Genomic DNA, 21,415 nt, shown 5'->3' on the forward strand with positions numbered 1-21,415 from the left:
AGGGGCCGCTCCGGAGAGCGGCCCTAAGTCTAGGGAGGAAACGCCCAAGGAGGGCATGCGGGAGGGCAACGCCATGCCCTACCGCACTGCAAAAGATACATTGCGCCGCACAAAACGCAAGCCCCGGAATCGGCGGACGGCCCCGTCACGGACACGTGCTGCCATGCACTGAATGCATGGCGCGGCAACAACCGCTCGCCCGTGTTGCGTGGTGCGCCGGGGTGCGACCCGAGCGGCACCTCCGGCTTGTCCCGGCGGGCCCGTCGTGAGATTGAGGGCGCGGTTTCCTCACGCAAGGTGCGGCGGCATGGCCCTGTTCGATTTCGCAAGCTTCGTCGACGATCTCGCCACGGCCTCGGGCAAGGCGATCCTGCCCTTCTTCCGCACGGCGATGGCCGCCTCCGACAAGGGCGGGCGCGACGGCCGCTTCGATCCGGTGACGGAGGCGGACAAGGCGGGCGAATCGGCCATGCGCCACCTGATCAAGCGCGCCTTTCCCGGCCACGGCATCGTCGGCGAGGAATACGGGGCGGAAGGGGAGGACGCCGAGTACGTCTGGGTGCTCGACCCGATCGACGGCACCCGCGCCTTCATTTCCGGCCTGCCGACCTGGGGGACGCTGATCGGGCTGACCCGCAACGGCCGGCCCTGCTACGGCCTGATGCACCAGCCCTTCACCGGCGAGCGCTTCTTCGGCGACGGCGGCAAGGCGACCTATCGCGGCCCGATCCCGGGTTCGGGCAGTGGCTCGGGGAGAGGTCTGGAGACGGGCGAGCGACGGCTGCGCACGCGCCGCTGCGCCAGCCTCGCGGAGGCGACGCTGTCCTCGACGAGCCCTCGGCTGTTCGCGCCCGGCGCCGAGCGCGAGGCGTTCGAGCGGGTCGAGGCGGCGGCGCGCAACGTGCGCTTCGGCTTCGACTGCTACGCCTATTGCATGCTCGCCGCCGGCCATGTCGATCTCGTGATCGAGGCCGGGCTCCAGGTCTACGACATCGTGGCGCTGATCCCGATCGTCGAGGGCGCCGGCGGCGTCGTCACGCGCTGGGACGGGGGAGACCCGGCCGGTGGCGGCGCGATCGTGGCGTCCGGCGACAAGCGGGTCCACGAGGAGGTGCTGCGGCTGCTCGCGGGGTGAGCCCGCGACGGCGCCGCGACGTGCGTCAGGCGACGAACAGCCGCACGAGGTGGTGCGCGATCGCGACCGGTGGCGGCACGCGCAGGCCGTCGGGATGCGTGTTCGCGAGCATCAGCCGCACCTCGTCGCGGGTGAACCAGCGCGCGTCCTCGAGCTCGTCGCGGTCGATCGCCAGCGCATCGCCGAGCGCCTCGCCGACGCAGCCGAGCATCAGCGAGGAGGGGAAGGGCCAAGGCTGGGAGAGCGCGTAGGACACGGCGCCCACCCGCACGCCCGCCTCCTCGAAGGTCTCGCGGCGCACCGCGTCCTCCACCGTCTCGCCCGGCTCGAGAAAGCCGGCGAGGCAGGAGTAATTGCCGGCGGGAAAGCGTGCCTGGCGGCCGAGCAGGCAGCGGTCGCCCCGGGTGATCAGCATGATCACGACGGGGTCCGTGCGCGGGAAGTGCTGGGCGCCGCAGGCGTCGCAGTCGCGGCGGTAGCCGGAGGCGGACAGCCGCGTCGGCGCGCCGCAATTGGCACAGAAGCCGTGTCGCAGATGCCACGAAACGAGCGAGCGCGACTGCGCGAGGAGGCCGATCTCGCGCTCGGGCACCAGGCCCCGCGTCGCCAGCCCGCGCAGGTCGTGCGGCTCGACGCCGGGGCGCGCGGCGAGCGGGTCCAGCGCGTCCGCCGGCACGGCGGTCGCGAGGACGGGGCGTCCGTCGAGGGTGCCGAGATAGACCCGAACGGTGGTCTCGATCCCGTCGAGCGTCGCCTGCGGATGCAGCGCGCCGAGCGCATCGCCCTCCCGCCGCAGCAGCGGCGTGTCCCCGGCGAACAGCACGGTCAGCGCCTGCGGGTCGCCGGCGTGCCGCGCGAGCGCCGCGTCGCCGTGCTCGCTCGTGTGGCGCACGAGGCCGTTCGTCGCGAAGCCGAGCGCCGGGTTGGTATCGGACATGGGGGATCTCTCCGGTGCGGCGGCGGGTCAGGCGGCTGCGAAAGCCGCGCGCAGGCGCTCGAGCAGCGCCGGGGCCGCATGCGGCGGGTAGGGGATGCGCGCCCCGTGGCCCCAGGCGGGGCCGGGCCAGGCGGGATCGGACGCGAACCGCGCGAGCACGTGGACGTGCAGCTGGGAAACGATGTTGCCGAGCGCCCCGACGTTGACCTTGTCGGGGCGGGCGACCTCGAGCAGCACCCGCGAGGCGACGCGGATCTCCGCCATCAGCGCCTGCGCGTCGGCCTCGTCGAGGTCGGTGATCTCGACGAGCCCCGGCCTACGCGGCACCAGGATCAGCCAGGGGAAGCGTGCGTCGTCCATCAGGTGGACGCTGGAGAGGGCGAGATCGCCGACGGGGAGCGTGTCGGCGTCGAGGCGCCGGTCCAGGGCGAAGGCGGTCGGGGGCGGGGCGGGGGTGCTCATGACGGGCGAGGATAGAGCGCGGCGGGGCCGTCGGCTACGGGGCGCGCAGCTCGGACCATCCTCAGAGCTCCTCGTCCTCCGCCGGCGGCTCCATCGGTTCCGCCGCCTCCGAGATGCCGCCGCCGCCCGCCGCGACCGCCTCGTCCTCCGCGAGCACGCGCTCGCGCACGTCGACGATCTGCGCGCCGGGGAAGCGGGCCAGCACGCTCTGGACGAGCGGATGGTTCTGCGCGTCGCGCCGGCGCTCGCGGGCGGCCTGCGCCGCCACCTCGGCGAGCGGCGGCGCGCCCTCCTCTCGGGAGAGCGCCACCATCCAGCGCCGGCCGGTGAGCTCGGCGAGCTTGCGCGAGATCTCGTTGGGGAGGTCGCGCCGCCCCGAATCGGCGAGCGCGAACTCGAGCCGCCCGTCCTCGTAATGGACGAGGCGCACGTCGCATTCGAGCGCGCGCTTGAGCCCGATGTCGCGGCGCTCGCCCACGAAGGCGACGAGGTCCTCGAAGCGGGCGAGCTTCACCGACGGTGCCGTCTGCGCCGGCGCGGCGGATGCGGCCGGCGCGGCCTCGGGGCGCGGCGTCGACGGCACGGCGGCGAGCAGCGCCTTGGCCGGCGGCAGCGCGGCGCGCCCGCCTCCCGACGCGGCGGCGGCGGGCACGTCCACGGGCACGTCCACGGGCACGTCCACGGGCAGGTCCACGGGCACGCCCGGCGGCGTCTCGGCGTAGGCGCGCGCATCCGGGCCGGAACCGTCCCCGCGGCTCTCGGCGGGCCGCGACCGGGCGGGCGCGCCGCCGCCGGCGGTGATCGCGCCCGCGCCGTCCTTGAGCATCCGCAGCGCCTCGTCGGGCGTCGGCAGGTCGGCGGCGTAGGCGAGGCGCACCAGCGCCATCTCGGCCGCCGGCATCGGCCGCGGCGCCTGCGCGACCTCGGGAATCGCCTTGAGCAGGATCTGCCAGGCCCGCGACAGCACCCGCACCGAGAGCGTGCGCGCGTAGTCCGCCGCACGGGTCCGCTCCTCCTGCGAGAGCGTCGGGTCCTGGTCCGCCTGCGGCACGAGCTTCATGCGCGTCGTCAGGTGGGTGAAGCCGGCGAGCTCCTGGAGCACCATCGCGGGGTCGGCACCGCTGTCGTACTGCTCCTTCAGGGCGGCGAAGGCGCTCGCGACGTCGCCCTTCATCACCGCCTCGAACAGGTCGATGATGCGCGCGCGGTCGGCGAGGCCGAGCATGTCGCGAACGGTCTCCGCCGAGACCATCCCCGCCCCGTGGGCGATCGCCTGGTCGAGCAGCGAGAGCGAATCGCGCACCGAGCCCTCGGCGGCGCGGGCGATGGCGGTGAGCGCCTCGGGCGCCGCCTCGACGCCCTCCTTGCCGCAGATCTTCGCCAGATGCGCGACCAGCAGGTCGCCCGGCACGCGCTTCAAATCGAAGCGCTGGCAGCGCGAGAGGATGGTGACGGGGACCTTGTGGATCTCGGTCGTCGCGAAGACGAACTTCGCGTGCGGCGGCGGCTCCTCCAGCGTCTTCAGGAACGCGTTGAAGGCCGCGTTCGAGAGCATGTGCACCTCGTCGACGATGTAGACCTTGTAGCGGGCCGACACCGGCGCGTAGCGCACCGCGTCCGAGATCTGGCGGATGTTCTCGACGCCGTTGTTGGAGGCCGCGTCGATCTCCAGCACGTCGATGTGGCGGCCCTCGACGATCGCCTCGCAATGGCGCCCGGGCGCGGCGAGGTCGATGGTCGGGCCGCCCGTGCCGTCCTCGCGCTCGTAGTTGAGGCCGCGCGCGAGGATGCGCGCCGTCGTGGTCTTGCCCACCCCGCGCACGCCGGTGAGCATCCAGGCCTGCGGGATGCGCCCGGTGGCGAAGGCGTTGGAGAGCGTGCGCACCATCGCGTCCTGGCCGATCAGGTCGTCGAAGGAGCGCGGGCGGTACTTGCGGGCCAGCACGCGATAGGGCGCGAGCGCGGCGGAGGCGGTCGCCACCGGCGCCAGCCCGGGGAAGGCGGGCTCGTCGGCGGAGGGCGGAAGCGTCTGCGTCTCGTCGGTCATCGCGGCGCTGGCGGGGACTGGCGCGAGACGATGGGGCCGCGCGAGGAGAAAAGGGTGGGAGGCTGGACGAGAACCCGTTCGGTCTCGTTAGGGCTGCTTCCTTCCGGACCTGACCCAGTTGGCGAGTGAGACGTCCCTCGCCAACCTCCCGGAGCCACATATGGACCGGGCGGCGGGGGGATGCAAGCGCGATGGCAGCGGGCTGACGATGGGTGTGGACGAGCCCAGCGACAGCTGCGACGCGCCGCTCTCTCGCGCTAAGCGTCAGGCCGGATCGGCGGCCCAGTCCTCTTCGTGAGACGCCAGGCCACGGCTCGGCGTCACGACTCAGGGCGACTTCAAGGCTTCAGCGATCATGTCGTCGATCGATCGATCGCTGAACCCGCTCTCCAGCCCTTCCGTCACGAGCGCCTGGAATGCGGCGAGCTTCTCGCGTCGCTCCTGATCGCGGCGAATGAGGTCGCGCACATAGTCGCTGGAATTGGCGTAGCGGCCGGTCTCGGCCTGCGCCTCGACCCACTCCTTCATCGCCTCGGGAAGAGACACGTTCATCGTCGCCATGGCACACCTCCACCGGCCGATCATCGGTGTAATTGGCAAGGATTGTCAACGACGCCGAGGAGTGGGAGTTCCTCACCCCTCCTCGTCCTCCCCGTCCGCCGACTTGTCCTCCTCCACCACCGGCACGGCGTAGGCGCCGGTGAACCAGCGCTGGAGGTCGATGTCGGCGCAGCGCTTGGAGCAGAACGGGCGGTAGCGCACGATCGTGGTGTTGCCGCAGATCGGGCAGATGCTGCCCTCCATCGGGACGAGGTCGTCGGTCTTCTTCTTCGCGGGCAAGGCCGCCTCCTTCGCGGTCTCAGGCCGCGTTCAGCCACGACAGCCGCACGGGGTAGCCCTCGCCCTCGAGCAGCGCCGCGGTCTCGTGGACGGGGAGCCCCACCACGGCGGGATAGGACCCCACGAGGTTCGTGACGAAGGCGCCGGCCAAGCCCTGGATGGCGTAGCCGCCGGCCTTGCCGCGCCATTCGCCCGAGGCGAGGTAGGACTCGATCTCGTCCTGCGACAGGCGCTTGAAGCGCACCCGCGTCTCGACCACGCGCTCGCGGAAGCCGTCCTTGGGGGTCACCACGCACACGCCGGTATAGACCCGGTGCTGCCGCCCCGAGAGCAGGCGCAGGCAGCCGGCGGCCTCGTCGACGATCTCGGCCTTGGGCAGGATGCGCCGGCCCACCGCCACCACCGTGTCCGCCGAGACGAGGTAGGCGCCCTTCAGCGCCTCGTCCGCGCGGGCGACGCGCAGCGCGCCGCGCGCCTTCTCGGCGGCCAGCCGCCTGGCGAGGTCGCGGGGCTTCTCGAGCTTGAGCGGCGTCTCGTCGACGTCGGCCGGGAGCAGCGCGTCGGGATCGAGGCCGATCTGCTGGAGCAGCTGGAGACGCCGCGGCGAGGCGGAGGCGAGCACGAGCTTGGGGCGCCATTCGCTCTCGCGCGATCCGAACAGGGACACGGGGCTTCATCCTCCTCAGGCCGGGCGGGCGGGCTCTGGAGCGTAACCCGACCCGATGGGGTCAGGTCGGGTTACGCTCCAAGCTTCTTTGTGGAGCATCATCTGATCCAGCCGGTTTCCACTCGGTGGGATGATGCTCTAGCCGGCCTGGGCACGCTTGTGAACGGGCTCAGGGCCCCGCCGGCCGATCGTCGGGCTCGTCGCTGGCCTCCGGCAGCGGCGCCGGCGCCGCGGCCTGGCTCGCCGCGTGCGCCTCCGCGTGCGCCTTGGCGAGCTTGCGATAGCGCTGGATGCCAACGGGGATGGTCGCGAGATAGACGAGCACGGCGATCGCCAGCATGGCGAACGGGAAGGAGACGACGAGCGCCACCAGAGCCACGGCGCCGACGAACAGCGGCAGCACCCGCTCGCGCGGGACCTGCTTGCCCAGCGTCTTGCCGGAATAGGTCGGCACCGTCGAGACCATCATGAAGCCGATGGCGACGACGTAGGCCAGGTTGAACGGCGCCAGGACCTCGCTGTTCGTGGGGATGCCCAGGAAATACAGGTAGATCGGCAGGAGCGCCGCCAGCGCTCCGGCCGGCGCGGGCATGCCGACGAAGTAGTTCTTCTGCCACTCGGGCTTGTGCGGGTTGTCCAGCGCCGCATTGAAGCGCGCGAGCCGCAGGCACGAGGCGATGGCGAAGACGAGCGCCGCCGCCCAGCCGACGCCGCCCACGTCGTCGAGGGTGAAGGCGAACAGGATCAGCGCCGGCGCGACGCCGAAGTTGACGAAATCCGAGAGCGAATCGAGCTCCGCCCCGAAGCGCGAGGTGCCCTTCAGCAGCCGCGCCACCCGCCCGTCGATCGCGTCGAGCACGGCGGCGACCAGGATCGCGTAGACCGCGAGCTCGAGCCGGCCCTCGTAGCCGAGCCGGATCGCCGTCAGGCCCAGGCACAGGGCGAGCAGCGTGATCAGGTTGGGCGCGATGACGCGGAACGGCACCGGCTTGAAGCGGCGGCGGCGCGGCTCGTTCGGGTCGGGGGCGAAGGGGGCGAAGAAATCACTCATGGGTCGGTCAACGGCTGCGGCGCGGCCGCGGTTCAGCCGGCGCGGAAGCGCCGCGGCGGCTCCTGCGAGCGCAGGTCCGCGAGCACGGTCTCGCCGGCGATGGCGTTCTGCCCGAACCCGACGAGCGGCCGGGCGGAGAGGGGCAGGTAGACGTCCAGCCGGGAGCCGAAGCGGATCAGCCCGAAGCGGTCCCCCGCCTCGATCTCCTCGCCCTCGCGCACGAAGGAGACGATGCGCCGCGCCACCAGGCCCGCGATCTGCACCACCGCGATCTCGGTGCCGTTCGCGTCGATGACGAGGGAGTTGCGCTCGTTGTCCTCGCTCGCCTTGTCGAGCTCGGCGTTGAGGAACAGGCCCTTGGAATAGACCTGCTGCACGATCCGGCCCGAGACCGGAGCCCGGTTCACGTGGCAGTTGAACACGTTCATGAAGATGGAGATGCGCGTCATCGGCTCGCGCGGCAGGTCGAGATCGTGCGGGGGGATCGCCGTCGTGATCAGGCTGACGCGCCCGTCCGCGGGGGAGATCACCAGGCCCTCGCGCACCGGCGTCGTGCGCGGCGGGTCGCGGAAGAAGTAGCAGACCCAGGCCGTGATCAGGAGGCCGACCCAGAACAGCGGCTCCCACAGGAAGCCGAGCGCGATCGACGCGCCCGCCGCGATGGCGATGAACGGGTAGCCTTCCTTGTGGATCGGCACGAAGACCTTGCGGACGGATTCGGCGAGGGACATCGTTTTGGCTGACTCTGCGCGAGGGACGTCCAGAGCGCATGCGGGATCGCGCGCCCGGGGTCAACTCCCCGCGCGCGCGGAGGCTCCCGCGGCGAGCGGCCGACGGGACGTCCTCACCCCCGCGCGAGAAGCCCGCCCAGGCGTCGCACCCCCTCCCGGCACTCCTCGAACGAGCCCGCGAAGGACAGGCGCAGCCAGTGCGCGCCCTCGATCGGGTCGAAGTCGACGCCCGGCGTCGCCGCGACGCCGACCTCGTCGAGGAGGCGGCCGCAGAAGGCGAGCGAGTCGTCGGTGAAACGCGACACGTCGGCGTAGACGTAGAAGGCGCCGTCCGCCGGGTGGAGCGTGTCGAGGCCGATGCGGGGGAGCTCGTCGAGCAGCATGGCCCGGGTCCGGGCGTAGCCGGCCTTCACCGCCTCGAGCTCCTCGGTGGCATCGAAGGCGGCGAGCGCGGCGACCTGGGAGAGGTAGGGCGCGCAGATGTAGAGGCTCTGCGCCAGCCGCTCGACGGCCCGGGCGAGGCGCTCGGGCACGACGAGCCAGCCGACCCGCCAGCCGGTCATGCAATAGTACTTCGAGAAGGAGTTGACGATCACCGCGTCGGGATCGAAGCGCAGGGCGGTGGGCGCCGGCGCGCCGTAGGTGAGCCCATGGTAGATCTCGTCGGAGACGAGCCACATCCCCCGCGCGCGGCACACCCGCGCGACCTCGGCGAGGGTCGCCTCGTCCATCATCGTGCCCGACGGGTTCGCCGGGCTCATGGCGAGGGCGGCCGCGAGCGGGCGCTCGGCATGGGCGGCCTCGAGCGCGGCGCCGGTCATGACCCAGCCCGAGGCGCGCGCGAGCGGGATCGTCGCGGGCTCGGCGCCGAGCGCGACGAGGGTGTTGCGATAGGCAGGGTAGCCGGGCGCGGTGATGGCGACGCGGTCGCCGGGCTCCAGCATCGCCAGGAAGGCGAGCACGAAGCCCGCCGAGGAGCCCGTCGTCACCACGATTCGCTCCGCCGGGACGGCGACGCCGTAGGTCTCGCGGTAGTGCCGGGCGATGCGCTCGCGCAAGGGCGCGATGCCCAGCGCCTCGGTGTAGCCGACGCGGCCTGCGTCGATCGCCGCCTTCGCCGCCTCGCGCGCGGGCCGCGGCGCGGGGGCCGAGGGCTGGCCGACCTCCATGTGCACGATGTCCGCCCCCGCGCGCTCCTTCGCCGCGGCCCGGGCCAGCACGTCGAGTGCGAGGAAGGGGGCCACCGCCTCGGCGCGCGCGGCGATCGCGGGGGCGAGGGGGCGGCCGGGCTCGGAGGCGTGGGCGCGCTCGGAAGCACGGGCGCGTGCGAAAGCGAACGGTCCGTCCTGCATCGTGTCTCCCATCGTGGCCGGGCCCCGACGACGGGCGACCGAGACGATTTCGTCGCAGCGGCCGACGAAACCGTGATTTGACCATGTTCGGCGCTAGCCTGTACCCGTACGGTCCCCGAGGTCGCAAGCCGCGGCCGCGATCGGCGTTCGTGATCCCCGCGCGGTAATCGGCCGCAGTGCCCGCCGGGGGACACGGGCTTCGGTCGTCGGGGACGCCCACCGGGTACGACGATGACGATTCTGCCGCGCCTCTCCAACGCCTTCCCGTCCGCCCCGGGCCTCGTCCGTGGCGTTCGTGCAGCCCTCGCCGGCCTCCTCGCCGGCGTTCTCGCGCTCGGTCCGATGGCGCAGGCGCAGGCCCAGGGGCGCAGCCTCGCCATCGTGCGCGACGCGGAGATCGAGCGGCTCCTCACCGATTACGCCCGCCCGATCTTCCGCGCGGCCGGCATCAGCGCCGACGCGACGCGCATCGTGCTGATCAACGACACCAGCTTCAACGCCTTCGTCGCGGACGGGCGCCGGATCTTCATCAACATCGGCGCGCTGATGCAGGCGGAGACGCCCAACGAGATCATCGGCGTCATCGCCCACGAGACCGGCCATATCGCCGGCGGCCACCTGGCGCGGCTGCGCCAGGAGGTCGCCAGCGCGCAGATCCTCTCGATCGTCGGCATGATGCTCGGCGCCGGCGCCATGGCGGGCGCGGTCTCCGGCGGCTCCAACGTCGGCAATCCGGGGCTGGGCGCCGCGGGCATCTTCTCGGGCTCGCAGGAGATGGTTCGGCGCAACCTCCTCTCCTACCAGCGTTCGGAGGAGCAGGCGGCGGACGTCGCCGCCGTGCGCTACCTCGAGGCGACGGGCCAGTCGCCCGTGGGGATGATCACCACCTTCCGCCGCTTCGCCGATTCGGGCCTGTTCCGGTCGAGCGCGCTCGACCCCTACCTGATGAGCCATCCGCTCCCGGCCGAGCGCATCTCGCAGCTCGAGCGGCTCGCGGCGGACAGCCCCCATCGCGACAGGCGCGACCCGCCGGCGCTGCAGCGGCGCCACGACCTCGCCCGCGCCAAGCTGTTCGGCTTCGTCGACAGCCCCGAGAGCGTGCTGCGCCGCTACCCGCCCCACGACACGTCCGCCCCCTCGCGCTACGCCCGCGCCGTCGTCATGCATCGCACCGGCCGCTCCCGGGAGGCGATCGAGCTCGTCGACAGCCTCATCCGCGAGGAGCCGGGCAACGCCTATTTCCAGGAGCTGCGTGGCCAGCTGCTGCTCGAGAGCGCGCGCCCGCAGGAGGCGGCGGAGTCGCTGCGCCGGGCGGTCCAGCAATCCGACGGTGCGCCGACGATCCGCGTCCTCTACGGCCAGGCGCTGATCGCGCGCGGCGACGGCGCGAGCCTGGAGGAGGCCGTGCGCCAGCTCGAGCGCGCCACCCGCGCCGAGCCGGAGGCGCCCGAGCCCTACCGGCACCTCGCCATGGCCTATGGCCGCACCGGCCAGATCGGCCTCGCGGAGCTCGCCACCGCGGAGTACTACATGGCCGCGGGCGACGTCGTGAACGGCCAGACGCAGGCCTTCCGCGCCATGCGCAGCCTGGTGGAGGGCTCGCCCGCCTGGCGCCGTGCCAAGGACATCTACGAGTTCGTTCCCGAGAACCGCCGCTGATCCGCCTTCCAGACACACAGGACGCCCACCGCATGACCTCCTTCCTCGCCTCGCCGCTGCGCCGCGTCGCGCTCGCCGGCCTCGTCGCGGTCGCGCTCGTCGCCGCTTCCGTGCTCGCCCTCGCACCCGCCTCGGCGCCCGCCACGGCGCAGGACGCGACCTTCTCGGAGGGCGAGCGCGAGGCCATCGGCACGATCGTGCGCGAGTACCTGCTCGAGAACCCGGAGGTCATGCTCGACGTCTTCGCCGAGCTCGAGCGTCGCCAAGCCGCCGAGCAGGAGGCCCGCCAGCGCTCCGCCGTGGCCGAGCGCGGCGACGACATCTTCCGCGCGCCGCACGACGTCGTCATCGGCAACCCGGAGGGCGACGTCACGCTCGTCGAGTTCTTCGACTACAATTGCGGCCCCTGCCGGCGCGCGATGTCCGACGTGATGGCGATGATCGAGAAGGACCCGAACCTGCGTGTGGTCCTCAAGGACTTCCCCATCCTCGGCGCGCCCTCGCTCGAGGCGGCCCAGATCGGCGTCGCCGCCGCCGCGCAGATGACGCCCGAGCAGGCGCTGCGCTTCCACATGGATCTGCTCTCGACCCGCGGCCAGGTGGACGGTGCGCGTGCCCGGCAGGTGGCCGAGGAGCTCGGCCTCGACCTCGCTCGCATCCAGCAGGAGCTGAACGGCCCGCGCGTCGCCGACGTGATCACCACGAACCTCGATCTCGCCAATGCGGTCGGCATCACCGGCACGCCGGGGTGGGTCGTCGGCGACGGCGTCCTCGTCGGCGCGATCGGCGAGGCGCGGCTGACGGAAGCCGTGGCGAACGCGCGGGACTGCGGGGCGGTGAGCTGCTGAGGCGGCGGGACGGCGGCCGGCTGCGACGCGAGACCGCGCTTCCCCCTTTCGTCGCACGCGCCTTCCCGCTATGAGGGCGCGTCGGGTGCGCGCCCTCGCGCGTGCCCGCCGTCCCGTTCGGCGCCAGGCATGATCGCGATCCACGTCCTCAACGGCCCCAACCTGAACCTGCTCGGCCGGCGCGAGCCGGACGTGTACGGCCGCGCGACGCTCGCCGACATCGAGGCCGACCTGCGCGCGCGAGCCGAGGCGGAGGGGGTGGCGCTCGTCTTCCTCCAGTCGAACGAGGAAGGCGCCCTCGTCACGGCGGTGCAGGAGGCGGGGCTCGCGGGTGCGGGCGTCGTCCTCAACGCCGGCGCCTACACGCACACCTCCATCGCGCTGCGCGACGCCATCGCCGGATCGGGCGCGCGCGTGGTCGAGGTGCATCTCTCGAACGTGCACGCCCGCGAGAGCTTCCGCCATCGCTCGCTGATCGCGCCGGTCTGTCTCGGCGTGATCGCCGGCTTCGGGGCCGAGAGCTATCTCCTCGGCTTCGACGCCTGCCTCTCCGCGATGCGCCGGGTCGCAGGCGCGCCCGCCAGACAGTAGCAGGAGCATACGACACCCATGGCCAGGAACAGCCCCTTCGATCCCGAGCTCGTGCGCGAGCTCGCCGGGCTCATCTCCGAGACGGACCTGACCGAGATCGAGGTCGAGAAGGGCGACCTGCGCATCCGCGTCGCGCGCCAGCCCGCGCAGGTGGTGAGCGTCGCCGCGCCCCATCACTCGCCCGCGCCGGTGCCCGCGGCCGCCGCGGCGCCCGCACCCGCCGCCGCCATGGTCGCCCCGCCCGCCAAGCCGTCGGCGCGCGAGCATCCGGGTGCCGTCACCTCGCCGATGGTCGGCACCGCCTACCGCCGCCCCTCGCCCGAGGCGAAGCCCTTCGTCGAGGTCGGCACGCGGGTCGAGGCGGGCCAGCGGGTCCTGCTGATCGAGGCGATGAAGACCTTCAACGACATCGTCGCCCCGCGCTCCGGCACCGTTACCGAGGTCCTCTTCGAGGACGGGCAGCCGGTCGAGTTCGGCGAGCCGCTGATGATCATCGAGTGACGGCGGAGCGCATGTTCGACAAGATCCTCATCGCGAACCGGGGCGAGATCGCGCTGCGCATCCTGCGCGCCGCGAAGGAGCTCGGCATCGCGACCGTCGCGGTCCATTCCACCGCCGACACCGACGCCATGCACGTGCGCCTCGCCGACGAGAGCGTCTGCATCGGCCCGCCCCCCGCCCGCGACAGCTACCTCAACATCCCCGCGCTGATCTCGGCCTGCGAGATCACCGGCGCCGACGCGATCCACCCGGGCTACGGCTTCCTGTCGGAGAACGCCCGCTTCGCCGAGGTGCTGGCGGACCACAAGATCGCCTTCATCGGCCCCAAGGCCGAGCACATCCGCATCATGGGTGACAAGATCGAGGCCAAGCGCACCGCCAAGCGCCTCGGCATCCCCTGCGTGCCGGGCTCCGAGGGCGGCGTCGACGACGAGGACACGGCGCGGCGCGTCGCCGGCGAGATCGGCTATCCGGTCCTGATCAAGGCCGCCGCCGGCGGCGGCGGGCGCGGCATGAAGGTGGCGCGCGACGAGGGCGAGCTCGTCCACGCCTTCGTCACCGCCCGCACCGAGGCCAAGGCCGCCTTCGGCGACGACGCGGTCTACATCGAGAAGTACCTCGAGAAGCCGCGGCACATCGAGATCCAGGTGCTCGGCGACGGGCGCGGCAACGCCATTCATCTGGGCGAGCGCGACTGCTCGCTGCAGCGGCGCCACCAGAAGGTCTGGGAGGAGGGGCCCTCGCCGGCGCTCGACGCGTCCGAGCGCGCACGCATCGGCGGCATCGTCGCCAAGGCGATGCAGGACCTCCAGTACGAGGGTGCCGGGACGGTGGAGTTCCTGTACGAGAACGGGGAATTCTACTTCATCGAGATGAACACCCGCATCCAGGTGGAGCATCCCGTCACGGAGATGATCACCGGGATCGACCTCGTGAACGAGCAGATCCGCATCGCGGCCGGCGCGTCGCTGTCGCTGCGCCAGGAGGACGTGCGCTTCGAGGGACATGCGGTGGAATGCCGCATCAACGCCGAGCACCCGGCCACCTTCCGGCCCTCGCCGGGGACGATCACCTATTTCCACCCTCCCGGCGGGCTCGGCGTGCGGGTCGACTCGGCGGCCTACCAGGGCTACCGCATTCCGCCGCACTACGATTCCCTCGTCGGCAAGCTGATCGTGCACGGCCGGACGCGCAACGAGTGCCTGATGCGGCTTCGTCGCGCGCTCGACGAGTTCGTCGTGGACGGCGTCGATACCACGCTGCCTCTTTTCAGGACGCTGGTTCGCAACCAAGATATCCAGAACGGGCTCTACGATATCCACTGGCTCGAGCACTTCCTGAAGACCGGGGGCCTGGACGAGGGCCGGTGACCTGGGGGCACGCGCGGACAACCGGATGCACAGCGGCATCGTCCAGATCACGCCGGAGATCGTCCTGCGCGCCTACGCCGCGGGCATCTTCCCCATGGCGGAGAGCGCCGAGGATCCGGGGATCTATTGGGTGGAGCCGCGCGAGCGCGGGATCATCCCGCTCGACGGCTTCCACGTCGGCAAGCGGCTCGCCCGAACGGTGCGCGCCGACACGTTCGAGGTGCGCATCGACACCGATTTCGAGGGCGTGATCGACGGCTGCGCCGCGCCGGGACCGGACCGCGAGAAGACCTGGATCAACACGCGCATCCGCCGCATCTACGGCGACCTGTTCGATCTCGGCTACTGCCACACGGTCGAGGTCTGGGACGGGAACACGCTGGTGGGCGGGCTCTACGGCGTCAGCCTGGGAGCCGCCTTCTTCGGCGAGAGCATGTTCCACGTCGAGCGCGACGCCTCGAAAGTGGCGCTCGTCCACCTCGTGGCGCGCCTGAAGCGCGGCGGCTACATGCTGCTGGACACGCAGTTCGTGACGGATCACCTCGCCCAGTTCGGCGCGAGCGAGGTCTCCCGGCGCGAGTACAAGCGCCTGCTCGGGGAGGCGCTCGCCTACGAGGCGCGGTGGGACGCATGGCCGCCGGCCGAGCCGATCTCCGGCGCGCAGGCCCTGGAGACGATCGCGACGCCGCGCGCGGTGCCCTGAGCGGGCGGGCGTGGCTGCGGCTCTGGTCCGGTCACCGGCCGCCGGCGCGGGCCTCGATCGCGGCGACCTCGTCCGGCGTGAGGTCCATGCGCTCGGCCAGGAGCCGCAGGAACTCGCGCTCCTGCATCGTGTCGGGCTCGATCACGAGCCGTGCGGCGGCATAGGTGCGCGCGGCCCGCTCGGGCGTCTGGACCGCGTCCGCGATCTCCTCGATGTCGCGCGGCCAGGCGATCTCGTCGTCGAGGAAGGAGCGATCGTCCGGGTCGAGGCCCGCCTCGCGCATCGCCCCGTGGAGGCGGTCGCGCTCGGAGGCGTCGACGACGCCGTCGGCGGCGGCGGCCGCGATCATCGTGCGGACGAGGAAGAGCGCCTCGTCGGCGTCCACCCGCGAAACGTCGAGCAGCGGGCCGGCCACCGTCTCCTCGTCGCGCCGCCCCGCCACGGCCGCCGCGCCGTGCCGGGCGCCGTCGAGCGCGCGCCTCGAGCCGCGGCCGAGCGCATCCGTGAGCGTCGAGAGCATGCGGCGGGCGTCCATGGCGCGTCCTTTCGGCTGTGGGTCGTCCTGCGGTCAGCGAGACGAACGCCGGCCCCGGCACCGCCGTTCCGGATGCGCGAACGGCGATCTCAGCCGCGCGCCAGCGCCGCCGCCGCGCGCGCGAGCCGGCCGATGGCGGCGAGGTCGCCCGCCTCCACGAGCTTCGCGGGCGTCACCCACGTCCCGCCCACGCAGGCGACGTTCGGGCAGGCGAGGTAGGCCGGCGCGCTCTGCGCGTCGATGCCGCCCGTGGGGCAGAAGCGCAGCGCCGGCAACGGCCCCGCGATGCCCTTGAGCCACGCCGTCCCGCCGGAGGCCGCCGCGGGGAAGAGCTTGAGCAGCTCGAACCCGCGCTCGTGCAGCGCCATCGCTTCCGACACGGTGGCGCAGCCGGGCATCGCGGGGATCGGCGCCGCGGCGAGGGCGTCGGCGAGCCGTGCGGACGTGCCGGGGGTGACGAGCGCCGCCGCGCCGGCGTCCTTCGCCTCCCCGATCTGGCTCGGCGTCACGATCGTGCCGGCGAGCACGATCGCCTCGGGTGCGTGGCGCGCGATGGCGCGGATGGCGTCGAGGGCGCGGGGCGTGCGCAGCGTCACCTCGACGACCGGCAGTCCCGCCTCCACGAGGGTCGCCGCCAGCTCGGGCGCGATGCTCGGGTCGTCGATCGTCACGACGGGGATGACGGGCGCCCTCGCGGCGATGGCGAGGAGGGTGTGCGTGCGGTCGCGCATGATCTCGATCACTCCGGCGAGCGGCCCCCTGCGGCGGGCGGGCCCGGCTTTCGGGCGCGCACGATCCACGCCCGCGGCCGCGCCGTCAACGCGAAAGCCCACGCCGTTCAGGTGCAGTAGAGCCGGTACAGCGTGCCGATCAGCTCGCGTGCCTCGGGCGAGGCGAGGCGGTAGTAGATCGTCTGGCCGTCGCGGCGCGTGGTGACGAGGCCGAGCGCCCGCAGCTTCGAGAGGTGCTGCGAGAGCGCCGACTGGCCGAGCCCCACGGATTCGGCGAGCACGCCGACCGAGACCTCCTCGTCCATCATGCGGCACATGGCCATGAGCCGCTTCGAATGCGCCAGCGCCGAGAGCAGCTCGGCCACCTTGTCCGCCTTCGGCGCGAGCGCGCTGAGATCGTCCGTCGTCGCCACCCCGGTGACACCCTCCATGAGACGTCCGCAACATGGCGGCGTCGCGGGGTTCGGGCAAGAGCCGGGGAAGGAGCCCGCGCCCGGGGCGGGCGCCTCGGCGGAAGGCGTGGCGGCGTCCATCGGGTCAGCCTCGGTCGAGATAGGGCCGCAGGCCCGAGAGGTCGTAGCCCGCGCCCTGCGCGATCGACAGGATCTCGTCGGGTGCGCGCACGCCGGCCTGGGTGAAGGCCCACAGCGTCGCGGAGCGCGTGCCGGACCGGCAATAGGCGAGGGCCGGCGCCTCCGCCTCGGACAGGGCGGCGTCGAAGGCGGCGACATCGTCCATCGTCATCGCGCCGGAAACGACCGGAACGTGGCGATAGCCGAGACCGAGCCGGCGGGCCTCCGCCTCCATCTGCGCGCTGGAGGGCTGGTCCGGGCTTTCGCCGTCGGGCCGGTTGTTGACGACCGTCCTGAAGCCGGCCTTCTCGAGCGCGGCGAGGTCCTCGATCGCGATCTGAGGAGCGACGGAGATCTCGGGCGTCAGGCGGCGGATGTCTGCGGTCATGGTGCTTCGTCTCCCGTGTGGTCTCGTGCGCCGCGCGCCCTGCGCGCCGCATCCCGGAAGGATGGCGACGCGTGCGCCCGGGATCAACGGTGGCCCCAGACGGAGATAAGGCATCGGCGTCCGAAGTTCAAGGCATTGCTAATTTAGGGATATCTGATATGCAGGGCGTCGAAGCGAGGCGCGTCTCCCCCGGCGACCTCGCCCTCGTCCGCGAGCCCACAAGGGAGAGCCGCCATGCCCGAGCCCGTCATCCGCGCCTTCTTCGACGAGCCCACCAACACGGTGAGCTATCTCGTCTCCGACCCGGCCACGAAGAAGGCCGCCGTCATCGACCCCGTGCTCGACTACGATCACAAGGCCGGTACGGTCACGACCGATTCGGTCGAGGCGATCCTCGCCGCCGCAGACGAGGCGGGGCTCGAGATCGTCTGGGCGCTCGAGACCCACGCCCACGCCGACCACCTCTCGGGCGCGCCGTACATCAAGGCCAAGACCGGCGCGCGGATCGGCATCGGAGAGCACATCAAGGAGGTGCAGCGCATCTTCCGGCCGGTGTTCAACGCCACCGACCTGAGGACCGACGGCTCGGATTTCGACCACCTCTTCACCGACGGCGAGAGGTTCCGCATCGGCGACCGCGAGGCCGAGGTGCTCTACGTGCCGGGCCACACGCCCGCCGACATCGCGATCCGCATCGGCGACGCCGTCTTCGTCGGCGACACGCTGTTCATGCCGGACTTCGGCACCGCCCGCGCCGACTTCCCCGGCGGCGACGCGAAGAAGCTCTACGCCTCGATCCAGCGCCTGCTGGCGCTGCCGCCGCAGACGCGGCTGTTCATGTGCCACGACTACAAGGCACCGGGCCGCGACGACTACGCCTGGGAGACGACCGTCGCCGAGCAGCGGCGCGCCAACAAGCACGTCCGGGAGGGCGTGACCGAGGAGGAGTTCGTCGCCATGCGCACCGCCCGCGACGCCACGCTCGCGGCGCCGACGCTGCTCCTGCCGTCGATCCAGGTGAACATCCGCGCCGGCCGCTTTCCGGCCAAGGAGGCGAACGGCGTGCACTACCTGACGATCCCGGTGACGTTCAAGAAGGACGCGCACGCGTCGTGAGGTCACAGCCCAGCGCCAAGGTTGGGCGTGCGCTCAGAGGTCGTATGCGCGACATATTGCTTTCAACTTCGAGCGCTGCTACGCGAGTCGCACTAAAGTCACGTATCGGGCGGGGGCACGATTGAAGTGGGATCGTCGACGGCGGATCGCCGCAGGCCTGGTTGTGTTCGTGATGGTGCTCGCCGCCGTGCTCGTCCTGCAGCGCGGCGAGGAGCGACGCGCGGCGGAGCGGGCCGACGTCCGGCTCCTGGCGTTCGCAGCCTACGACGAGGGGCGCCACGACCAGGCGGTGGCGGGGCTCGCGACGTTCGCGGACGCGGGTGACGCTGCGGCTTCGCTGCGGCTCGCGCGCCTCTACGCCGAGGGGCTCGGTGTGTCGCGCGACCCTGCGCGCGCCCGCACGCTCTACGAGCGGGCTGCCGAGGCGGGCCTCGTGGAAGCGTTCCTGCCGCTGGCGCGCATGCTCGAGGCTGCGGCGCGCCGAAGCGGCGAGGCGCGGGACTGGGAGGCGGCGCGCGGCGCCTACCAGCAGGCCTTTGCGGCGGGCGCGGTGGCCGGCGCGGGAGAGGCCGCGACCCGGCTCGCCGACCTCCATGCCGCCGGTGACGGCACTCCCGCGAGCGATCTCGACGCGGCCGCGTGGTACCGCCGCGGCGCCGAGGCACGTGACCCGATGGCGCAGTTGCGCCTCGGCCTGCTGTATGTGGAAGGACGCGGCGTGCCGCAGGACCTCGTGCGCGCCCACGCTTGGCTGAACGTCGCCGCCGCGACGCTGCCCGCGTCGCAGGCGCAGCTGCGCGAGACTGCCATCGTCTCCCGCGACGCCGTGGAGCGGCGTCTCTCCCGCGCCGAACGGGCGGAGGCGCGGCGGTTGGCGCACGAGCTGTTCGGGTGACCACAGGCACACCGACCGCGTGGGAGTACGGCTCTCACCTAGCGTACCGGAGTCCCGTCTCTCAGCGCAGCAGCACCGTGCGTCCGTCGGGTGTCTCGATCTCGGCGGAGAACCGGATCGCGGGGCCGGCGACCACCGTCGGCGTTTGGTCGACGCCGAGCGCATCGTAGAGCGCGACGACCGCCTCGGGGTTCGGATGCTCGAGGACGAAGGCCTCCAGCCGAACGCCCTGGTCCTCGAGCCGCGCCGCCGTCGGTGGCTCGCCTGCGAGATCGATGGCGTACGGCAGGACGCCGCCGAGCGGGAGCGAACCGTCGGCCGGCACGGCGAAATGGAAGCTGCCCTCGAGCCATCGCTTCGATCCGAGCAGATGCCCGTGGCGCGCGAGGACGGCGTCGATGTCGTCGGTCCGGGCGACCCAGCCTCCGATGCGATGGCCCCGTGACCACGCTGTGCGGACCGCCTCAGCCCGATCGAGGCCGAACCACCGCGGGCTCGCGGGCGGCTCGGCGTCGGGGTCGACGGCGATGACCTCGAGATAGGTGTCGGCACCGAGCCGGACCCGCCTGTTGTGCGTGCCCATGTCGACGTGGGTCCGGGCGTTCGCCGGCGTGATGCCCAGGCTCTCGCCGATATAGGCGATCCCCTCGTCCAAGTCGGGCGCGACGACGGCGATGTGGTCGAACCGCAGCATGGGCGTGCCTTCACGGGTGGGGCGCAGCCCGCGTATCGTCGCGGACGTGCAGTCTCGGCCGAGCGTAGCAGGTCGGGGTTGCGGGCGCGAGCGTCGACCGCGCGGCTCTTCCGCGCGCTAGCCGCCGATGCCGTCCGCCTCCTCGCGCAGGAGCGGCGGAACGCTCGTCTTCGCCTCCGACGCGGCCGTCGCTCCGTCCCGCCGCTCCAGCGTCCGCACCGTCCAGAACGCTGTCGCCAGCGCCGCGATGCCGAAGCCGACGGCGCCGATGCCGACGCCCGCGAGCACGCCCTCGGGGCCGGCGAGCGCCGCGCCGGCGAGCGCGAAGGGCAGCGTGCCGAGCGTGGCGCGGCCCCAGTTGAAGGCGGTGGAGAACAGCGGATAGCCGAGGTTGTTGAACGAGGCGTTGGCCACGAACAGGAGCCCGTTGAAGAACCAGACCGGGCCGGAGATCAGGCAGAAGAACACGACCAGCTCGGCCGCCGCGCCGCCGATGCCGAACAGGGCCACGATCTCGTGGCGCAGCAATACGAGCAGCGCCCAGGTGACGAGCACGTAGACGCCCGCCACCAGCATCGAGTCGCGCAGGATCGCGCGCATGCGGTCGTAGCGCAGCGCCCCCCAGTTCTGCCCGAGGATCGGGCCGATGGCGCCCGAGAGCGCGAACAGCCCGCCGAAGGCGAACGGCACGAGCCGCTCCACGATGGCGTTGCCGGCGATGGCCTCGTCGCCGAAGCGGGCGATGACGGAGGCGGCGAAGCCGGCGGCCACGGGGCTCGCGATCGCAGTGAGCACGGCGGGACCCGCGATGTGCGCCATCGGCCCGGCGTGACGCCGCAGGTCCGGCCGGGTCGGCCGCGCGAGGAGCCCGTGCACGCGCAGGACGCCGTGGAGCCCGACGAGCGCGAAGACGAAGCGCGAGACGATCATGCCGATCGCCGCCCCCTGCCAGCCGAGCCCGAGCCCGAAGATCAGCACAGGATCGAGCAGCGCCGTGACGAGCGCTCCCGACAGCGTGACGTACATGGCCCGGCGCGCGTCGCCGACCGCCCGCAGCACGCCGGATGCGCCCATGCCGAAGGCCATCACGATGTTCGCCGGCAGCACCATCTGGACGAAGCGCGTCGCGACCGCGTGCGCCTCGCCGGTGGCTCCGAGCCAGGTCATGATCACCGGCGCGAGCGGCCAGATCGCGGCGGTGGCGAGCGTGGCCCCGAGGACCGACCAGGTCAGCGTCGAGGTCGCGAGCCGGCGCGCCCCCTCCCGGTCGCGGGCGCCGAGCGCGCGCGAGACCAGCGCTGCAGTGGCGATCATCAGCCCGACATTGATCGAGGTGACGAAGAACAGGAGGATCGTCGCGAGCCCGACGCCCGCGGTGACCGCCTTCACGCCCAGCCAGGAGATGTAGAGGAGGGAGACGAGGTCCACGAGGAAGATCGCGACGAGCCCGATCGCTCCCGTCACGGTCATCACGACCACGTGGCGCAGGGTCGATCCCCCGACGAAGCGGCCGTCCTGCGCTCCCGATGCGTCCAATGCGCCCCTCCTCGCCGCTCTCCCGGGCGGGTGCACCGTAGCGCGTCCCACAGC

At 72.4% G+C, this 21,415-nt stretch carries 24 protein-coding genes and 1 other RNA gene; 9 read left to right on the forward strand and 16 right to left on the reverse strand.

The features are described from left to right. Positions 1–307 precede the first annotated feature (307 nt). Positions 308–1,135 (forward strand): histidinol-phosphatase, encoded by an 828-nt coding sequence (gene hisN / locus G407_RS0111655; protein WP_029030942.1) that lies wholly within the window; start codon positions 308–310, stop codon positions 1,133–1,135. Positions 1,136–1,160: 25 nt separating this feature from the next. On the opposite strand, the gene nudC is transcribed toward hisN, so the two are convergent. From nudC to G407_RS0111700, 10 genes are all read right to left on the reverse strand, one after another. Further along, entirely contained in the window at positions 1,161–2,072 is a 912-nt protein-coding gene (nudC, locus tag G407_RS0111660) for an NAD(+) diphosphatase (RefSeq protein WP_029030943.1), read from the reverse strand. A gap of 27 nt (positions 2,073–2,099) precedes the next feature. Continuing rightward, positions 2,100–2,534 carry an HIT domain-containing protein gene (locus G407_RS0111665; RefSeq protein ID WP_029030944.1) on the reverse strand — a complete coding sequence of 145 codons (435 nt, stop codon included), beginning with the start codon at positions 2,532–2,534 and terminating at the stop codon, positions 2,100–2,102. Positions 2,535–2,595: 61 nt separating this feature from the next. Next, positions 2,596–4,581, reverse strand: a complete 1,986-nt coding sequence (locus G407_RS0111670; protein WP_029030945.1) for a DNA polymerase III subunit gamma/tau — start codon at positions 4,579–4,581, stop codon at positions 2,596–2,598. Positions 4,582–4,634: 53 nt separating this feature from the next. Next, positions 4,635–4,731: signal recognition particle sRNA small type (gene ffs / locus G407_RS31070), an RNA gene on the reverse strand. 177 nt (positions 4,732–4,908) lie between these two features. Then, positions 4,909–5,142, reverse strand: coding sequence for a type II toxin-antitoxin system ParD family antitoxin (locus G407_RS0111675; RefSeq protein ID WP_029030946.1), 234 nt, complete (start codon positions 5,140–5,142; stop codon positions 4,909–4,911). Positions 5,143–5,214: 72 nt separating this feature from the next. Further along, the gene (locus G407_RS0111680) at positions 5,215–5,385 is read right to left on the reverse strand and encodes a DNA gyrase inhibitor YacG (RefSeq protein WP_029030947.1); all 171 of its coding nucleotides are present in this window, start codon (positions 5,383–5,385) and stop codon (positions 5,215–5,217) included. Between the two features lie 55 nt (positions 5,386–5,440). Further along, positions 5,441–6,088 (reverse strand): Maf-like protein, encoded by a 648-nt coding sequence (locus G407_RS0111685; protein ID WP_245259078.1) that lies wholly within the window; start codon positions 6,086–6,088, stop codon positions 5,441–5,443. 169 nt (positions 6,089–6,257) lie between these two features. Further along, positions 6,258–7,139: a CDP-alcohol phosphatidyltransferase family protein gene (locus G407_RS0111690; protein ID WP_029030949.1), complete on the reverse strand. Its 882-nt coding sequence runs from the start codon at positions 7,137–7,139 to the stop codon at positions 6,258–6,260. A gap of 32 nt (positions 7,140–7,171) precedes the next feature. Beyond that, positions 7,172–7,903, reverse strand: a complete 732-nt coding sequence (locus G407_RS0111695; RefSeq protein ID WP_280742261.1) for a phosphatidylserine decarboxylase — start codon at positions 7,901–7,903, stop codon at positions 7,172–7,174. 80 nt (positions 7,904–7,983) lie between these two features. Then, positions 7,984–9,222 carry a pyridoxal phosphate-dependent aminotransferase gene (locus tag G407_RS0111700; RefSeq protein WP_084327477.1) on the reverse strand — a complete coding sequence of 413 codons (1,239 nt, stop codon included), beginning with the start codon at positions 9,220–9,222 and terminating at the stop codon, positions 7,984–7,986. Positions 9,223–9,453: 231 nt separating this feature from the next. Between G407_RS0111700 and G407_RS0111705 the strand changes: the two genes are divergently transcribed. The 6 genes from G407_RS0111705 (at position 9,454) to aat (ending at position 14,894) form a co-directional block, all read left to right on the forward strand. Then, positions 9,454–10,881 carry a M48 family metalloprotease gene (locus G407_RS0111705; protein ID WP_052341267.1) on the forward strand — a complete coding sequence of 476 codons (1,428 nt, stop codon included), beginning with the start codon at positions 9,454–9,456 and terminating at the stop codon, positions 10,879–10,881. 32 nt (positions 10,882–10,913) lie between these two features. Next, positions 10,914–11,729 carry a DsbA family protein gene (locus G407_RS0111710; protein WP_052341268.1) on the forward strand — a complete coding sequence of 272 codons (816 nt, stop codon included), beginning with the start codon at positions 10,914–10,916 and terminating at the stop codon, positions 11,727–11,729. A 129-nt stretch (positions 11,730–11,858) separates the two neighbouring features. Further along, positions 11,859–12,320 carry a type II 3-dehydroquinate dehydratase gene (gene aroQ, locus G407_RS27245; RefSeq protein ID WP_043539588.1) on the forward strand — a complete coding sequence of 154 codons (462 nt, stop codon included), beginning with the start codon at positions 11,859–11,861 and terminating at the stop codon, positions 12,318–12,320. An 18-nt stretch (positions 12,321–12,338) separates the two neighbouring features. Continuing rightward, positions 12,339–12,821: an acetyl-CoA carboxylase biotin carboxyl carrier protein gene (accB, locus tag G407_RS0111720; RefSeq protein ID WP_029030954.1), complete on the forward strand. Its 483-nt coding sequence runs from the start codon at positions 12,339–12,341 to the stop codon at positions 12,819–12,821. Positions 12,822–12,832: 11 nt separating this feature from the next. Continuing rightward, on the forward strand, positions 12,833–14,191 hold the full coding sequence (gene accC / locus G407_RS0111725) for an acetyl-CoA carboxylase biotin carboxylase subunit (RefSeq protein WP_029030955.1): 1,359 nt from the start codon (positions 12,833–12,835) through the stop codon (positions 14,189–14,191). Between the two features lie 25 nt (positions 14,192–14,216). Then, on the forward strand, positions 14,217–14,894 hold the full coding sequence (aat, locus tag G407_RS0111730) for a leucyl/phenylalanyl-tRNA--protein transferase (RefSeq protein ID WP_029030956.1): 678 nt from the start codon (positions 14,217–14,219) through the stop codon (positions 14,892–14,894). Between the two features lie 31 nt (positions 14,895–14,925). Here the strand turns inward: aat and G407_RS27250 are convergent, their stop codons facing one another. The 4 genes from G407_RS27250 to G407_RS0111750 form a co-directional block, all read right to left on the reverse strand. Next, a complete protein-coding gene (locus G407_RS27250; RefSeq protein ID WP_052341269.1) occupies positions 14,926–15,429 on the reverse strand; it encodes a DUF533 domain-containing protein in 504 nt (167 codons plus the stop codon). A gap of 89 nt (positions 15,430–15,518) precedes the next feature. Beyond that, entirely contained in the window at positions 15,519–16,160 is a 642-nt protein-coding gene (eda, locus tag G407_RS0111740) for a bifunctional 4-hydroxy-2-oxoglutarate aldolase/2-dehydro-3-deoxy-phosphogluconate aldolase (RefSeq protein WP_029030957.1), read from the reverse strand. 107 nt (positions 16,161–16,267) lie between these two features. Further along, positions 16,268–16,591 (reverse strand): ArsR/SmtB family transcription factor, encoded by a 324-nt coding sequence (locus G407_RS0111745; protein WP_052341270.1) that lies wholly within the window; start codon positions 16,589–16,591, stop codon positions 16,268–16,270. Between the two features lie 106 nt (positions 16,592–16,697). Then, positions 16,698–17,120 (reverse strand): protein tyrosine phosphatase family protein, encoded by a 423-nt coding sequence (locus G407_RS0111750; RefSeq protein ID WP_029030959.1) that lies wholly within the window; start codon positions 17,118–17,120, stop codon positions 16,698–16,700. Between the two features lie 234 nt (positions 17,121–17,354). Between G407_RS0111750 and G407_RS27255 the strand changes: the two genes are divergently transcribed. After that, on the forward strand, positions 17,355–18,236 hold the full coding sequence (locus G407_RS27255) for an MBL fold metallo-hydrolase (RefSeq protein WP_043539589.1): 882 nt from the start codon (positions 17,355–17,357) through the stop codon (positions 18,234–18,236). 121 nt (positions 18,237–18,357) lie between these two features. Next, positions 18,358–19,131: a tetratricopeptide repeat protein gene (locus G407_RS27260; protein ID WP_169728778.1), complete on the forward strand. Its 774-nt coding sequence runs from the start codon at positions 18,358–18,360 to the stop codon at positions 19,129–19,131. Positions 19,132–19,192: 61 nt separating this feature from the next. Here the strand turns inward: G407_RS27260 and G407_RS0111765 are convergent, their stop codons facing one another. Then, on the reverse strand, positions 19,193–19,825 hold the full coding sequence (locus G407_RS0111765) for a VOC family protein (RefSeq protein ID WP_029030960.1): 633 nt from the start codon (positions 19,823–19,825) through the stop codon (positions 19,193–19,195). A 117-nt stretch (positions 19,826–19,942) separates the two neighbouring features. Then, positions 19,943–21,361 (reverse strand): MATE family efflux transporter, encoded by a 1,419-nt coding sequence (locus G407_RS27265; protein ID WP_052341272.1) that lies wholly within the window; start codon positions 21,359–21,361, stop codon positions 19,943–19,945. Positions 21,362–21,415 lie beyond the last annotated feature (54 nt).

Origin of the sequence: Salinarimonas rosea DSM 21201, from assembly GCF_000429045.1 — a bacterium.
GTDB lineage: Bacteria > Pseudomonadota > Alphaproteobacteria > Rhizobiales > Beijerinckiaceae > Salinarimonas > Salinarimonas rosea.

What these genes read in the sequence shown, in the direction of transcription:
- aat (WP_029030956.1), top strand. Translation starts at nt 14,217, where the DNA reads ATGCACAGCGGCATCGTCCAGATCACGCCGGAGATCGTCCTGCGCGCC.
- eda (WP_029030957.1), bottom strand. Translation starts at nt 16,160, where the DNA reads ATGCGCGACCGCACGCACACCCTCCTCGCCATCGCCGCGAGGGCGCCC.
- G407_RS27250 (WP_052341269.1), bottom strand. Translation starts at nt 15,429, where the DNA reads ATGGACGCCCGCCGCATGCTCTCGACGCTCACGGATGCGCTCGGCCGC.
- G407_RS0111700 (WP_084327477.1), bottom strand. Translation starts at nt 9,222, where the DNA reads ATGCAGGACGGACCGTTCGCTTTCGCACGCGCCCGTGCTTCCGAGCGC.
- G407_RS0111710 (WP_052341268.1), top strand. Translation starts at nt 10,914, where the DNA reads ATGACCTCCTTCCTCGCCTCGCCGCTGCGCCGCGTCGCGCTCGCCGGC.
- G407_RS0111680 (WP_029030947.1), bottom strand. Translation starts at nt 5,385, where the DNA reads ATGGAGGGCAGCATCTGCCCGATCTGCGGCAACACCACGATCGTGCGC.
- G407_RS0111690 (WP_029030949.1), bottom strand. Translation starts at nt 7,139, where the DNA reads ATGAGTGATTTCTTCGCCCCCTTCGCCCCCGACCCGAACGAGCCGCGC.
- G407_RS0111705 (WP_052341267.1), top strand. Translation starts at nt 9,454, where the DNA reads ATGACGATTCTGCCGCGCCTCTCCAACGCCTTCCCGTCCGCCCCGGGC.
- accC (WP_029030955.1), top strand. Translation starts at nt 12,833, where the DNA reads ATGTTCGACAAGATCCTCATCGCGAACCGGGGCGAGATCGCGCTGCGC.
- G407_RS0111750 (WP_029030959.1), bottom strand. Translation starts at nt 17,120, where the DNA reads ATGACCGCAGACATCCGCCGCCTGACGCCCGAGATCTCCGTCGCTCCT.
- G407_RS0111745 (WP_052341270.1), bottom strand. Translation starts at nt 16,591, where the DNA reads ATGGAGGGTGTCACCGGGGTGGCGACGACGGACGATCTCAGCGCGCTC.
- G407_RS27255 (WP_043539589.1), top strand. Translation starts at nt 17,355, where the DNA reads ATGCCCGAGCCCGTCATCCGCGCCTTCTTCGACGAGCCCACCAACACG.
- G407_RS0111665 (WP_029030944.1), bottom strand. Translation starts at nt 2,534, where the DNA reads ATGAGCACCCCCGCCCCGCCCCCGACCGCCTTCGCCCTGGACCGGCGC.
- aroQ (WP_043539588.1), top strand. Translation starts at nt 11,859, where the DNA reads ATGATCGCGATCCACGTCCTCAACGGCCCCAACCTGAACCTGCTCGGC.
- G407_RS0111670 (WP_029030945.1), bottom strand. Translation starts at nt 4,581, where the DNA reads ATGACCGACGAGACGCAGACGCTTCCGCCCTCCGCCGACGAGCCCGCC.
- G407_RS0111765 (WP_029030960.1), bottom strand. Translation starts at nt 19,825, where the DNA reads ATGCTGCGGTTCGACCACATCGCCGTCGTCGCGCCCGACTTGGACGAG.
- nudC (WP_029030943.1), bottom strand. Translation starts at nt 2,072, where the DNA reads ATGTCCGATACCAACCCGGCGCTCGGCTTCGCGACGAACGGCCTCGTG.
- accB (WP_029030954.1), top strand. Translation starts at nt 12,339, where the DNA reads ATGGCCAGGAACAGCCCCTTCGATCCCGAGCTCGTGCGCGAGCTCGCC.
- G407_RS0111675 (WP_029030946.1), bottom strand. Translation starts at nt 5,142, where the DNA reads ATGGCGACGATGAACGTGTCTCTTCCCGAGGCGATGAAGGAGTGGGTC.
- hisN (WP_029030942.1), top strand. Translation starts at nt 308, where the DNA reads ATGGCCCTGTTCGATTTCGCAAGCTTCGTCGACGATCTCGCCACGGCC.